General features: G+C 53.7%; 12 protein-coding genes. 3 read left to right on the plus strand and 9 right to left on the minus strand.

Going from position 1 to position 14,869, the window contains the following annotated elements; genetic code table 11:
* Positions 1 to 5: 5 nt before the first annotated feature.
* The 3 genes from IPH75_07125 to IPH75_07135 all read left to right on the plus strand — a co-directional run bounded on the left by IPH75_07125 (position 6) and on the right by IPH75_07135 (position 3,980).
* Positions 6 to 1,280, plus strand: coding sequence for a hypothetical protein (locus IPH75_07125; GenBank protein MBK7141834.1), 1,275 nt, complete (start codon positions 6 to 8; stop codon positions 1,278 to 1,280).
* Between the two features lie 76 nt (positions 1,281 to 1,356).
* Positions 1,357 to 2,085, plus strand: a complete 729-nt coding sequence (locus IPH75_07130) for a PIG-L family deacetylase (protein ID MBK7141835.1) — start codon at positions 1,357 to 1,359, stop codon at positions 2,083 to 2,085.
* Positions 2,086 to 2,243: 158 nt separating this feature from the next.
* Complete coding sequence (locus IPH75_07135; protein ID MBK7141836.1) at positions 2,244 to 3,980, plus strand: hypothetical protein; 1,737 nt, start codon at positions 2,244 to 2,246, stop codon at positions 3,978 to 3,980.
* Between the two features lie 6 nt (positions 3,981 to 3,986).
* On the opposite strand, the gene IPH75_07140 is transcribed toward IPH75_07135, so the two are convergent.
* The 9 genes from IPH75_07140 to IPH75_07180 all read right to left on the minus strand — a co-directional run bounded on the left by IPH75_07140 (position 3,987) and on the right by IPH75_07180 (position 14,867).
* Positions 3,987 to 4,181: a CDGSH iron-sulfur domain-containing protein gene (locus tag IPH75_07140; GenBank protein MBK7141837.1), complete on the minus strand. Its 195-nt coding sequence runs from the start codon at positions 4,179 to 4,181 to the stop codon at positions 3,987 to 3,989.
* 24 nt (positions 4,182 to 4,205) lie between these two features.
* Complete coding sequence (locus IPH75_07145; protein ID MBK7141838.1) at positions 4,206 to 4,877, minus strand: Crp/Fnr family transcriptional regulator; 672 nt, start codon at positions 4,875 to 4,877, stop codon at positions 4,206 to 4,208.
* Between the two features lie 59 nt (positions 4,878 to 4,936).
* On the minus strand, positions 4,937 to 6,472 hold the full coding sequence (locus tag IPH75_07150; GenBank protein ID MBK7141839.1) for a T9SS type A sorting domain-containing protein: 1,536 nt from the start codon (positions 6,470 to 6,472) through the stop codon (positions 4,937 to 4,939).
* A complete protein-coding gene (locus IPH75_07155; GenBank protein MBK7141840.1) occupies positions 6,469 to 7,968 on the minus strand; it encodes a T9SS type A sorting domain-containing protein in 1,500 nt (499 codons plus the stop codon). The genes IPH75_07150 and IPH75_07155 overlap by 4 nt, the downstream gene beginning before the upstream one ends.
* A 15-nt stretch (positions 7,969 to 7,983) precedes the next feature.
* Entirely contained in the window at positions 7,984 to 9,462 is a 1,479-nt protein-coding gene (locus IPH75_07160; protein MBK7141841.1) for a T9SS type A sorting domain-containing protein, read from the minus strand.
* An 18-nt stretch (positions 9,463 to 9,480) separates the two neighbouring features.
* Complete coding sequence (locus tag IPH75_07165) at positions 9,481 to 11,007, minus strand: T9SS type A sorting domain-containing protein (protein ID MBK7141842.1); 1,527 nt, start codon at positions 11,005 to 11,007, stop codon at positions 9,481 to 9,483.
* Between the two features lie 94 nt (positions 11,008 to 11,101).
* Positions 11,102 to 11,458 carry a response regulator gene (locus IPH75_07170; GenBank protein MBK7141843.1) on the minus strand — a complete coding sequence of 119 codons (357 nt, stop codon included), beginning with the start codon at positions 11,456 to 11,458 and terminating at the stop codon, positions 11,102 to 11,104.
* 45 nt (positions 11,459 to 11,503) lie between these two features.
* Entirely contained in the window at positions 11,504 to 12,616 is a 1,113-nt protein-coding gene (gene hflX, locus IPH75_07175; protein MBK7141844.1) for a GTPase HflX, read from the minus strand.
* A 43-nt stretch (positions 12,617 to 12,659) separates the two neighbouring features.
* Complete coding sequence (locus IPH75_07180) at positions 12,660 to 14,867, minus strand: hypothetical protein (protein ID MBK7141845.1); 2,208 nt, start codon at positions 14,865 to 14,867, stop codon at positions 12,660 to 12,662.
* Positions 14,868 to 14,869 lie beyond the last annotated feature (2 nt).

Here is a 14,869-nt window from a genome sequence, read left to right on the forward strand (position 1 = left end):
TGATCATGCAACGTCTGCTTACGATATTTGCGGTCATGGCCGCGCTCATTATCCTGGTCCTGGCCGGCTGTTCGGACCGGGGCTCCAACATTCCCACCCGCACGGATACGTTCGGCTGGACCTGGCTCCCCCAGGAAACACCGCCGTTCGCCCCGTGGCTGACTTATCAGCGCGCCAATCCGGATGGCCAGATCCGCATGACTGTCTGGGCGCCTGAATCAGTTGTTCGTGACAATGCTCCGGCTTCGCTGTTGATCCTGCTCGCCCCCGGCGAAGAGGACCAGTGGTTCTACTTTGAGCATGGTCTCCACAAGATCTGCAACGAGATGATTGCCAATGGCGAAATGGACCCGATGGTCATCGCCTGCGTGGCTAACGATCGTCTCTACGGCGGCTATTTCTACGGTAACAGCATCCCCGGCGGTCTGTATGACTATGTCCTTGGCGACGAACTGATCCAGACGCTTCGCTTCCGCTACCCCAGCCTGATCACCGATGCCAATCATCAGGCTATCGGCGGCGTTGGCCAAGGTGCATATGGCGCGTTCCGCGCGGCGATCCAGAATCCGGGAACGTTTACGTCGATCACCGCCATTGATGGTCCGCTTGACTTCGACGGCGCCAACGGCAACAGCGGCTTTATGACCCTGTTCAACGATGCGTTGTACGAGAATGGTCTGAATCTGACGACCGGTTACAGCCGCCTGGATACGGCTCGCCAGATCGATTCATCTTCGGCCAATCCGATCACTCGTATGTTTATTGGCGGCTCGGTCGCTTTCTCGCCGCATGATACCGGCCTGACTATTTCCGGCGCTCGTCATTTCGGCAATCTCGAGATCATCGAACGTGAGCAACTCGCCGACAGCACGACGCTGATCACGCATTTGTTGACCGGCCAGCGCCTGGGCGGACCGTTCCCGAAGACTGCGGCTCTGGAATTCAGCTTCCACCTGCCGTTCGACTCGATCTCCAAGACCCACGCGCCGACCTGGCGCCGGTGGTTGGCCAACAATCTGGATACACTCCTGGTCAAGCAGGGTGGCACCGCGCTTGACAACACCAGTATCTGGATCGCCTCGACTCCGGAAGCCCGCTACTCGTTCCACGAGCAGACCGTTTCGTTCGAGCGTTTCCTGACTGAAGATATGGATCTGGCGATCGACACCGTCAGCTATGAAGGCTATCCCGGAAATCCGGCGCATGACAACGAATACCTGTTCCACCTGCTTCGCCAGATGATACAGTATCACGCCGCTCATTTCCGCGCTGATATGTAGCTGAACCTTTTCAGAGACCTGATTGTTAAGACCCGGAGAAGATGATTCTCCGGGTTTTCTATTCGTGAGGTAAAACATGACCGAGAATTCCAGATACGACCTGTTATCGATCGGGGCACACCCGGACGATGTGGAGGTCGGCACCGGTGGCGTGCTGATCGACCTGCAGAAGCGGGGTTACAAGTGCGGCCTGGTGATCCTGACCCAGGGGGAGATGGGGACCGGAGGCACGGTTGAGATCAGGAAGCAGGAAGTCAAGGATGCTGCGGCTATTCTCGGAGCAGATATCGTCCAGACTTTCGACTGGGGAGATACCCGACTGGAAGACAGCTACGATAAGCGGCTGGAACTGGCCCGGATCATCCGGCAAACCCGCCCCAAGATCATCCTAGCTCCATACCCCCATGTCGGACATGGACGGCGTCAATCACACCCTGATCATGTCGCCAGCGGGGTTATCGCGCTTAATGCGGCCAACCTGGCGGCACTGAAGAAAGTCGACATCCCGGGCGAGCCACACCTCGTGACCAGGATCTTCCACTACTTCCTTCCGCCGGGAGTGACGCCCAATTTCGTGGTAAATATCACGCCGCATTTCGAGCAGTGGATCGCGGCCTTCTCCGCACATCGATCGCAGTTTCTTAATCCGGAAAAGTCGCGCGACTATATCGAAAACCTGACTGCCATGGCCAGATCATTTGGTCTACAGGCTCGCTGCAAATATGGCCAGGGGTTTTATGCGGTAGAGCCGGTGCTGGTCAGCGATATCATGACGCTCGCCGATGAACAGGCCGGATTGGTCTAGCCGGTCTCTGCCGTTCAAGATCCCGGAATCTTTATGCGGTAGGCTATACGGGATATGCCCGTGACCTCGCCGTTTCCTCCCGGCCCGAAATTCTACTGTGCATCGGCCCACAATCTCCTACATTATCTCTATCATTTCAGGCAAAGGACTGTGACGGCATGCGCAAGACGACAACTTCACGACAGACCGCAAAACCAGTACTCTCGACCCATGCATTGCTCAACCAGCTTGAGCGATTGCGCTCGGTCTTCGGAGCAACGGCCGCGTCCGAACGACTGCGGCTCATCCGGCAACTCGCCCGCCGACAGATCCTCAGTCCGGCTGACCTGATCCGCTACCACGACCTGCTCTGTGTCGTTCGGGCATATCCTGATGATCCAGCGATATTCCAGCTTGCCGAGAAAGAACTGAAGTCGTTTGGCCGTCGGGTCATCGATTACAAGCGATCCACTCGCGACAAAAAGGCAGGCAAACTCGATGACACCGGGATTGAAGGCTCGGTCACCTGTTACCAGTTTAACTACGATATCACGCGCTATCTGCTCGCTCATTATCCCAACTCCATTCGCATCAACTGGGAGCACAGTGCCGAAGACATCTGGAGTCGTTTGAGCAATCTCATTGGCCTGTTGGTCAGTTGGCAGGAGAATGACCCAATTGACAATGACGAAGAATTTGATATCGAGCAATTTTTCAGATCCTCCGGCGGAGACAAAAACGAACTGCAAACGCTGGTCAACCTCTTTGCTGGATCATCCCTGCCCCTCAAAGTGATCCGCGACCAGTGGGAGAGCCTTGGGTTGCTGATCGACTGGGATCTCACGCGCATGTCGTCTGCCCGAAATCTGCATCGAGTCGGTACTGCTCCCCGATTTTACCAGACCGAACCGCTCAGACCGCGCACGCGGGATCTCCGGCAGGAGATCGCGGCATCTCCATCACCGCTCCGCCATGTCACTCGACGTGAGGGAGAGCGTCTGCTATCCGACATCAATGAGGCACTGGGGATCCGGAATCGAGAGCTTTTCCCGCTGACGTTTGGGAGTCCGTCCGAGGTCTATGTCGTTCAGCCGGGAAGAGGATGTGGCATCGTTTTGTACGGTTCAATTCCCGAAGCACGCCTTCCGCTCGAATCCAATTTCGGCGCGCTATTGCTTCGAAATGGCATGCCCGTTGGCTATGGGGTCGCGGCACTTCTGTTCGATCGCGCCGAGATCGCTATCAATATCTTTCCGACCTACCGTGGCGGTGAGTCGCCATACTTCTTCGAGCAGTTCTTCCGGATCTTCTGCCATCATTTCGGCTCACGCACCTTTGTGGTTCGCGCGCGACAGATGGGGTATGGCGAGGATGAAGCGCTCCTCTCCGGAGCTTTCTGGTTCTACTATAAAATGGGGTTCCGCGCGGTCGACAAGCGGATTCGCAAGCTGTCCGATGAGTTGGCCCAGCGGATGTTGCGCAATCCCGCATTCCGTGTTCCTACCTCGACTATGCGTAAGCTTTCCATGACCGATGTATTTCAGACGGTCGATCCGTCGGGTATGAAGGAATACCGCGAACTTTCCATTATTAAGCTCGGCTACCGTGTGACTGAATCATATGGAAAACTATACGATGGTGACCGGTCGCGGGGCATTGAGTCAGCCGTCGCTTCTGTCGGCCGAAAGCTCGGCATTCAGCATACTGCTCGATGGTCCGATGGGGAGAAACTCGCGTTGAGCCGGTTGGCTCCACTAATTGACCTGATACCTGATCTTTCGCGCTGGAGCAGATCGGACAAGCAATTGACGATCGATCTTATTCGCGCCAAGGGGGGAACCGCGGAACGAGAGTACGTGACGCTGATGAACCGTCACCCACGGTTCAAAGCCGCGTTGGAGAAATTGATCGGTTAGCGACGATCAGCCCTGGAAGTCGCTCGTTTTGTGTGTGCCGTCGCAGAATGGTTTTTTCGCTGAAAGGCCGCAGCGGCAGAGCGAGAAGGCACCCTCTTTCACGACGACCGAGCCATCGGGAAGCGTTATCTCCGCCTGAAGACACTCGATCTTGGCCGAGCCGTTCTGGTTGATTCTGATCTTAATATTGCCGAGTTCCATAGATCTGTTGCCTCTTGTGATTGGTCAATCGATGCCGGCCAGTTCGCGCATCCGTTGTAAGTCGAGTATCCTGATCTCCGCGCCTTCCATCACGATCATCTTCTCCCGGACCAGCCTGGCAAAGGAGCGGGAAAGAGTTTCGGGGATCGTCCCCAACTGCGCCGCCAGTACCCCCTTTTTCTCTTCAAGCTGAATTGTCACCGGCCCGTTCGGCGAACCATCCACCTGATCCGCCAGATAGTGCGCCAATCGAGTGGTAACATCGGTCAAAGAGAGCTCTTCGACCAGCGAGGTCATTTTGCGCAGCAGTCCGGCCAGCCTCGCGATCAGGTTAACCGCTATATCCGGATTATGTTCTATCAGCGCGACAAACCGTTCCCGGCTGATGACGATCAGCACGGAATCCTCGAGCGCCTGAGCCGAGGCCGGGAATCGTCCGCCGGAAAAAAGCGCCGCCTCCGCAAACGAATCACCCGGATTGGCGATCAACAGGATCTGCTCTTTACCCTCGGGAGACATTTTGAAGACCTTCACTTTGCCGGTGGCGACAATAAAAAACGCGTACGCGACATCCCCTTGATAGAAGATCAGTTCGTTTTTGGCGCTATTTTTGAGCGAGGCTGCCGCGCCGATCTCTTCAAGCGAACGGTCATCAAGCTGGGCGAACAACTGGGATTGTCTGAGGTATTGGCGCATGCCGGAAGATAGCAGGTTGACGCGGGGAATCAAGTGGCCGCGAAGTTCTCACGCCTGATTTACTTGAGCAGCAGCATCTTCCGCGATTCCGACCGATCTTCGGTCTGCAGGCGATAGAGATAGACACCGGTAGCACAAGATTCTCCCGAGTCGTCTGTGCCATCCCACGTAACCCGATGCTCACCGGCGCTGGTTCTCCCGTCAACCAGCGTTTTCACTCCCTGACCGAGGAGATTATGGACGGTGAGCGTCACATCAGCCGCCCGTTCAAGCGAGAAGCATATCTCCGTCGACGCATTAAACGGGTTGGGGTAGTTTTGGGAGAGGGTGAAAGCGGATGGGAGAGGCGGCAGGTCGTCATCAACATCAGTCATGATGTCCAACACATAATAATATGTGCTGTCGCCTGCACCCCCGAAAACGGAAAACCCGGATTGACGATCAGGTAGAATGAGAAAATCCCGGGGCACCAGCGGTCCGTAGAAATAGAGTGAGTCAAACTTCTCACCGGTATCGGCATGCCAGATCAGGATGACCCGCGGAATGCTTGGGCGTTGAAGGAGCAGTAAGTCTGGGCCTTCCCAGAAGCAGAGAGGGGTGAAAGTGACCTGTCCGTTCATCGGCTGCTTTCGCCAGATCTCCTGTGGTCTGCCAGAAGCAAACGAATACGCGGCGACAAAATTGTCGCCACTTATTGCCTCATTATCAAGACCTCTGTGATACCCTGCTACGACTACTTCCTCCCCATCGCGCGAATCGTCCAGATCGCCGCTCAGCGCCCCGGAGACGATACTAGTGTCGAAATACCTCTCATATATAGCACTGTCAGCAGCGTCCCAAAGGATTACCGAGTTTCTGACATAATACCAGGACCGGCAGTCCCAAGGGTCACAGTAGGAACCAACTCCTGTCGAAGCTATTATTCCAAATGTCTCTCGGCCAGGGCGAGGCAGAAACTCCCCCTGCAAATGGTATTTATTCGACCCCTTGGAGAATACCTGGCTTAGATCAAGCGATGTGACCATAGAATGCGACTTGGTCATATCCTCATATCCCTGTGTAGCGTCATACCAACTGTACGTGCAATACCACTCGAGAACTACAGAAACTGGAGCCAGTGCGTTACTGCTGTCCAAATGAATGCTCAGATATTCCATTTCAAAGAAGTCCGACCAATACTCAGGATGGTTGACATACTGAACGGGAATATCATTCTGTACTATGGTATCATTGGCCAATACAAAACGACCAATGCGCAGATTGTACACCGTATAGTATGCGGCATAGACTATCAGAGAGTCACCGCTGAAATAGTAGGTAATATCGTACGGTTCGCCGGGGAGCTGTATTATCCTCGAGAGCGAAGGACTATCAAATCGCTCTATACGTAGCGCTTGGGTGCTCGCGTCACACGCGACAAATCCAGTTGCCACACCCCGTGTGTCGATGAACGGCTTGAAGTGGGTCAGGCGGCCGGCGTTTGGAACATAGTTCGTCTGGACAAGTCTTAGCTCGGTAGCCTGGATGACGCCGACAAGCAGAATTGAGATTACAATACCATAGAATGACGAAGAGAATCTGATTTGGTTAATCATTTGAGCATCACCATTTTGCGCGCCTGCGTCGTGTTTTCATTTTGCAGCAGGTAGAGATAAATGCCAGTGGCGCAGAGGTTACTCGAGTTATCTCTTCCGTCCCATGTCACTCGATGTTCACCAGCAGTGGTTTTTTCATCGAGGAGCGTTTTCACCTCTTGTCCGAGAAGATTATAAACAGTCAGGCGAACATCGCCGGTTCTCGCCAGCGAGAAGCTGATCTCGGTCGTGGCGTTAAACGGGTTTGGGTAGTTTTGGGAAAGGGTGAAAGCGGATGGAGTCAGCGGTTCATCAGAAGGCACGTCAACAATCGCATCGAACTCCAGCACCATCACCGAGTCGCCGACCAGCACCGCCGCATGGAGCGGCGAGTCACTCCAATAACCAAATGCCTTCTTGATCGATGGATGACTCAAAATGACCGTGGAGTCAAAGATGTCGCCGTTCGACGCATTAACAAAAAGCAACGTACTATCGCCGCGCCAGGCCATTAAAACACTGGCCCGTTCGAAAATGTAGTCCGGCTGAATGCCGGAGATCGGTCGGTGCCATACCTCGACAGGTGAACCCGAGGAGAAGTTGTAACAACTCAAATTCCATTCGGCAGGGGGATGGGCTCCATCCAGACCGGAGTTGACTCCATAGTAGATAACTTCGTCATAGGAATATTGACTGGTCGCATCGAGAACCGCCAACCACTGGTCGCCGTAAGTAAAGACAACCTGAAAGACAGTCTGTCCGATTGAATCGAGTAACTGCATGGATGAAAACTTGTAGTAGCCGGAACTGAACGGCTCGTTAAAGTTCAGATAGTGCATGCCAAAGCCGGCGAACTGCCGATTTGGCGAGGCGCTAAGCGTGGCGGGTTCCATGAATGGAAAAGAAAAGTGTTCTAGCAGGTCCAGAGAGTTGAGGTCGACAAACAGGTTTATCGACATGTCTTCCTCCCACCATTCGGCACCCCCGGAACTGAAGTTATAGTATGTCATATGTTTTTCAACGATCAGTCTGATCGGCCTGCCCTGTTCGTCCTTTTCAAATCGAACCACCTGGCGATGCGGCTGTCGGCCGCGACAGTTCCACATGACCGGAATGGTGTAGCTCGCAGTGTCAAAAGAGACCGAGTTGCCGACCAGTGTTACCTTTTCCAGAATGGTACTGTCTGAATCGTAGAAGCCGATGTCATAATCGATGTAGAAAACTATCGTATCCCCTCGCACCAGATTGGCCATGGATGCAGGGAATTCAGAGATATACGGATCGGGGTTGAAGATGATGGTGATCAACGTGTCCCGATCATACAGGAGAATTTCCAGTCGGTCGAATTTGAGACAGACAACTCCGAGCATTTCCTCTGACGGGGAGAGGATCGGGTCAATTGCCTGCACATAATTGGCTTCCGGGATCCAATCGCTATGAAGCACTCGATATTCAGTGGCAAAGGAAACCACGGGAAGACAAAGCACCGAAACCAAGAGTGTGTACAGAACGATCATTGTGCTCCCCTCTAATTACTTTAGCAACACCATCTTGCGACTCTGAGACCCGATTTCTGCCTCCAATCGAAATAGATAAATGCCTGTGGCGCACGTATGTCCGTTGTTGGCGAACCCATCCCAACTGACACGATGCTCCCCTGCGGTGAGTCTTCCAGTAATCAGAGTCCGCACCTCCTGACCAAGCAGATTGTAGATCGTCAGCGTCACCTCACCCGCGCGCGCAAGTGAGAACCGTATCTCAGTCGACGAGTTAAACGGGTTGGGGTAGTTTTGGGAGAGGGTAAAAGCGGAAGGGACTATCGGCTCGTCGTCCTGAATATCGGTGATGACATCGAACTGGTAGGCAAACAAAGTGTCATTCGCAATTCCGATGGCATTCAGCGTATTTCCGTTCTGACCTGTCTCAAAGTAGGTGATTAAACGAAGGTCACGCCCAAAGGAGGCGCTGTCTGATACCTCGCCATGCGCGACATTGACAAACAACGCGGTACTGTCGTTCCTGAATCCGGCGATTACTTCACCGGCGCTATGCGCATAACAGAGGCTCGCGCCGGAAAATGGCCGGTACCAGACCTGCGTGAGTTGGTCGTCGGCCAGAGAATAACACGCAAGGTGGGATGTGGAATTCGAATGGACTCCGGTGAAGTCCGGGGCTGATCCAAAGTAGATGATCTCATCATGAGGCAACCACGACATGAAATCTCCGGCGAACAATTCATGGGTCCTGGCAATTGAAGCCGAGACATTGACGAATCTTGCGGTATCCTGTCTATAGGCGCGGAGGTAGGTAATATCCTGACTCCAGGTGGTCTCGTATGTATACATGTCATAGGTGTAGCCGTCCGCATCCAGAACTCCAGCTCGTTCGACTCCGTTTGAATCGGTGAAATCGCCGGCTACACACTGTGTCAGTTGACGTCGAAATAGCGTGGCACGCAGATCGGGGGAGTAAACAACAGAGGTGGACATATTCTGGTACGTGATCCAGATATGGAAATCAGACTCGTCCACGAACATGGCTTCGAGCGCAACACCGCTGATCGCACCTGCTTCATTTCGTTCAAGGCGAAGCTTCGACGCTTCTTCGGAGGCCAGCAGCCCTACATAGTAGAGTTGAGGCACGATCGCCGTGTCGGTACTCAGTGTACCTGCTACCGAAAGAAAGCGCGTAAGTAGATATTGACCAGTGTACTCGTGCTGCAGACAGAAGATCACCAACGTATCACCGGAAAAATAGTTCGCCACTGAAGTCGGTCTATTTGAGAGTGCAATGCGAACAAGAGAGTCGCTATCCAGCCACCCGATCGCCAGCGACTTGTTCGCCGTATCGGCAAGTACGAATCCCTTGAGCACAAGATCCGAATCGAGAATCGGGTCCAGAATGCCGTAATCATTCGAGTTCGGGATCGAAAGCTGGTGCGTGATCTGTATGTCCGCCCCAAATGCTGTCGCAAAAAGCAACAGTCCGAATGTAGCGATAGTGCGAATCATCGATCCATCCCTCTTTCTCTACTTCAGCAGAACCATCTTTCGGCACTGCTCATTATTTCCTGTCGAGAGTCGGCAGAGATAGATCCCAGAGGCGCAGTCTGCTCCGTTCCTGTCGGTCCCGTCCCATGTCACCCGATGTTCCCCCGCCGTGACCTGCCCATCGACTAATCTCTTCACTTCCTGGCCCAGCAGATTGTAGACCGTCACTGAGACTTCACTGGCACGCGCAAGTGAGAACCGTATCTCTGTCGACGAGTTAAACGGATTGGGGTAGTTTTGGGAGAGGGTGAAGGAGGAGGGAAGATCAGCCCGATCCTCCGGTGCATCGGTGATAGCGTCGAATTGATGGATGAATACAGTATCGTAAGATTTGGTAAGCAGTTCCAACTTCGAAGAATCCAGTTCACTCTCATAAAATTGAGCTGTGGCGAGATAACTGACAGGGGCGGCGGAATCGGCAAGTTCGCCTGTGCGGCCGCTCAAATAGAAGACGCTTGTGTTAGATGTTCCGATCAAGACGTTCAGTTTCCGGGAATAGAATCTCAGGTATAAATGACGTTGAACGAATCTCGCTTCCATCGGGCGGTACCACACTTGCTCTCGTTCGCCGTTGACGAAGTTGTAGCAGATCAGGTGATTCTGTGTCGGGAGGAAGGTATCAATGATCGGCGTACTGCCGTAGATGACCACTTCGTCCTCTGGCTCTTCCGGCGCGAAGTTTCCTACAAAGATATTCTCGTATCTTGCAGACGATCGTGCATAGGCGAGTTGCTGAACCCCTGTCCAATCGCGAATTGAAATTGTGGCCCAGTCTCCGACCGATGGTGGACAACCATCACACCATGCATCCCGGTAAGAATAGCGCACACTGGCTGTTAGGTATTCCCTCTCTGATTCGGTAGTAAAGTGGCCGGGAATAGCGATATCGTTCGAGGTTCGAAGGAGCCGCGTCGAAAGATCAGGGGTGTAGACAATACTTGTGCCGACAATTTCAGCATGCGAGCCGATCGTAAATATATATCCATTCCAATAGACTCTACTCTGGAAAACGACGCCGACAACTTCTCCCAGGTTATCGTACTCAAAGTCGAGCGCTTCTGACATGGGGAAGTCGCTCACATATTCTTCCCACGGCACACCGTTGAAAAGCAGCGGATCGACCTCGTTGATTGTCCAACTGCCCGCAGTATAGGCTATTCGGATAACTCGGGGAAGTGTGCCGGAGTAATCATAGTTCTCGCTTCTCTCTCCGTAGACATAAAGGTACAGAGTATCGTCGGAACGATAGTTGATCGTCCTGTGCGGCCAGGCAGTCAACGGAATTGTATCCTCAGGTCGGCCATCCAGCCAGATCAGTCGAAGTGCCTTGCTTGTGTCTGAGAGCGCGAACCCCTCCAATTGCCTACTGGCATCGAGAATCGGCTCCACATGTTTGGCTATACGTATGTTTGGAACTACTCCGGAATAGACCAGTCGGACATCGGCACCAAAGGCGGCGGGAACCAACAGAAGAATCCAAAGCGAGCAGAAAAGTCGGAATCTCATTCTTACCCTCCGCCCATAATATACATCTTGCTCCCCGTTTTCCCAATAAAAAAACCCGCGACTTGCATCGCGGGCTCGGTAACGTTGGGTCGCTTTACAGCAACGTGTTCAGTAGTCTCTCGATATCCGACATCATCAGCGGTTTGCCGAGAAAGCCATCCGGCTTCAGTCCATTGGCGCCGGCCTCGATCTCCGCGACAGAATAGCCGGAGATCAGAACCACGGGGATCTTCGGATGTCGATCCTTGACTTCTTTGAGCAACTCCAGTCCGGTCATGTTCGGCATCCGCATGTCGGTGATGACCATGGCGAACGGCTCTTTGGCCAGGGCATCAAGCGCCTGGTGACCGTCATTCGCCCGGACAGATTCATAATCAAAAACTTCGAGCATCTCGCACAACAGAGACGACATGTTGGGATTGTCATCGACGATCAGAATCTTCTTGGCCATAGTACCTTCCTCTAAGCGTTGTATCGGCAAAAACTTAGACGAAGTTTAGCGGGACTGACGAACCTGCTGAAAACGGTCCGCCATCGCCACGATCTCGGCCTTCAGGGCCGCCAAACCGAGCTTCTGTTGGGCAGAAATAGTGATCGCCTTGTGGCCGTTTGAGGGGGGTGGGAGGAACTCCGGGCAAAGGTCTATCTTGTTGTAGACCATAAGGTAATCCACCTCATCCGCACCGATCTCCTTGAGGACCTCGCGCGTCTGACTGATCCGCTCCTCGATCCGCGGATCCGAAGAATCTATAATGTGCAGTAACAGATCAGATTGCCGCACCTCCTCCAGCGTCGATTTAAACGACTCGACCAACTGGTGCGGCAACTTCTTGATGAACCCCACGGTGTCCGAAAGGACGATCTGCTTGGGGTGATCGATAGCCATCAGGCGCGTTGTTGAGTCCAGCGTCGTGAATAGTTGATCCGCCGAACGTACCTCTGCCTTGGTAAGCTGGTTAAAGAGTGTCGACTTGCCGGCATTGGTATATCCGACCAATGCAACCTTGAAAAGCTCCTGCCGTGAGGATCGCTGCGTCTGACGTTGTGTCGCCAGTTTTTTCAGTTTCTCTTTGAGGTGCGCGATCTTGGTGCGAATCTGTCGACGGTCCACTTCGAGCTGCGTTTCTCCCGGCCCCTTTGCGCCGATACCGCCGTACTGTCGGGAGAAGTGTACCCAGGCGCCGGTCAGACGGGGGAGCGTATACTCAAGTTGTGCCAGTTCCACCTGAAGTCGCGCCGACGCTGTGCGGGCGCGCGTCGCAAAAATATCCAGGATAAGAATCGAACGGTCGATGACTTTTATCTCAAGCGCTTCCTCGAGATTCCGCTGTTGCGCAGGGGAGAGGGGATCATCGAAAATGACGCAGTTGCCGTTGAGATCGGCAAGCTGCGTCTTTAGTTCATCTACCAAACCTTTACCGACAAACGTCGCCGGATTCGGATGCGGCTTCACCTGGATCCGCTGTCCCACCACTTGCGCTCCGGCCGATATTGTCAATTGCGCCAGTTCATCGAGCGATTCAGCAACCTCGGAACGCTTGCGCGAATCAAGCGCCAAACCGATCAGGATTGCCCGTTCTCGCTCCGGCTTTCCATATTCGATCACCATTGACGGAGGTATGTCCCTCCCGGCCGATACATCTGTCGCAATTTCATCCCTTTCCTTTGGAGACCTTGTCTTTGGACAGAATCGAGGCAAACTCGTTGAAAACGACTTCCTTCGGCTGAGAAGTAAATGGACCCAGCACAAACGAGGTCTGCTTGCCGTTCACCGTCTGTCGGAGGAATTGCCGCGTCCCGTCTTCACTTCCCACCTGGATCGTTACCGGCATGGTGAAAGATTCCGGCACCTTGGTGGTTGTGACCGAAACATTCACATTCCATTCGGCTCCCTGTGGGACGATCGTATAGATGACATCAAACTCCGGCACACCGACTCCATACAGCCAAACCGCAAAAAACGGATCAAGATCGATCCCGGCATGCTTTTCGGCCAGTCGAATGAAATCCGCGTTGGTGAACGTCCCCGTATTGATCAGGCTGGACAGTTCCTGCAAAAATTTCATGAATACCCGATCGGAGCGTTTTTCCAGATCGAACATCATCTGCCGAAGCATATGCATCACCCAGGCCCCTTTGTAGACGCGCACGCTGTCCGCGACCCGATCGCCGGTGGCCAGCGGTTGATCGCGCTGGCGATCCAATTCCGTGATGAGAACATCGCGGCGATACAACAGCTCGGCATAGAAGGTCGACCCGGAAATCGAGTTCTGGGTATACATCAGCCCAAGGTAGAGTGCGGCAGCATCAGCCAACCAGGATTCACGATCTGTCGACGGACGCGCCGAAGGTCCGAACCACTGGCGCCCCATTTCCGTCCCGGCTACCAGTTGAATGCCGCCGGTACCGTCACGGAGACAATAGACCTGGCTCACTTCGGCATGACCTGGGATGGAGATATTTCCTTCCGGGTGCACAGACATCGCAAACGCATTCGGCGGATTCCCCAGTCTCGCGGCCGCAAAATCGAGCGCACCGGTCACCGCCGGTTGGTAGATCTCATCCGGCACAAAACAGTCGAAGTTCTTCTTGGTTATCTGTGGCGACTTGAGAAATGTCAGTGACAGGCCGCTCAGCGATGATCCCTCGACGCCGGTATATGACTTCGCATAGCTCCTGATCTGCAACATCGTGATCGGCTGAGATGGCTCGCAGACTATCTTCTGTTTCCCCTTGCCGATCTCTTCCGGCGTCCCCATTCCGGCGACAACGTAATTGAAGTCCTTCGGCGCGACCAGCGTAACTTTGCATGGCGCCGGAGTCGGGTCGGCAGTATACGGCAGCGGTGACAGGTAGTTTTTGCCGTGATAGTACAGCTTGAGCGCGAGTGTGTCATTCCTGCGGTGATATGTCGGTAAGATCAGTCCCACACAGGAGAAATCTTTCCGGCGATGGAAATCGATCCGCTCGTCGCCGAGTAAAACTGAATCGAGATCCAGATTGTAATGGAGGAAGACATTGACAAACCTGGCGCTGTCGCGCTTGACCTGAAGTGAAAGCGCCGCCACAGCGCTGTCGATATTGTTTCCTTCAGCGCCGCTCAGGTATAACGTTGCATCCTGGCTGACGATCGTGTTCAAATATGGAATGCTCGACATCAGCGAGTCGTCGTAGATCGCATGCTCTTGTCGCTGGAATACACTGGCATCCGTGATCTGTGCCGCGCCGCCTTCCTTTTCATAGCCGACAATCACTTCTTCCGGGCGGTTCGGATCGAAAATATACGTGTAGCGGTTGAAGTCGCAGAAGAAGAAGCCATCGGCCGATCGCTCGTAACAGGAGCGCAAGAGCTCGAAGTAGTTATCATACGTATGGCCGATGACGGGGCGGAAGAAGAACTCTCCCTGCGCCTGCTTGGCCACCGTAAAATCTTTCCAGCCGAGCATCTTCTGGGTCAGGGGGAATTTCTCTTTGAGCAGGATGTCGAAGTCATCGGCAAAGCGCAGGAAGCAGATCTCAAACTCATTGCTGACGGTTGAATCGCCCGAAGCATAGATCAATGACTGCCGCTCGACATGCGAAGGAACCGCAATCGTCGCTTTCCCTTTCCCGATGAAAATAGCCGTTGTCGGACGATTGTTCACATACCGCAGGAAAAAGATCTGACCCTCGGTGAGAGTCAGCGTGAGAACATCCTTCTGGTAGACGAAATCGCGGATAGTTCCGACCTCGCCGGGGTTATTGAGCAGATCCTGATCAAGCGTGGTGTAATCATCCTTGAACTGCTTGAAAAAACTGGATTCCGCGCCCGCGTTCCCCGCTAACAGCGCGCAGAAGATCAGCATTAGTAGTTTTGTCATGT

The organism is bacterium (assembly GCA_016708025.1).
Classification (GTDB): domain Bacteria; phylum Zixibacteria; class MSB-5A5; order GN15; family FEB-12; genus FEB-12.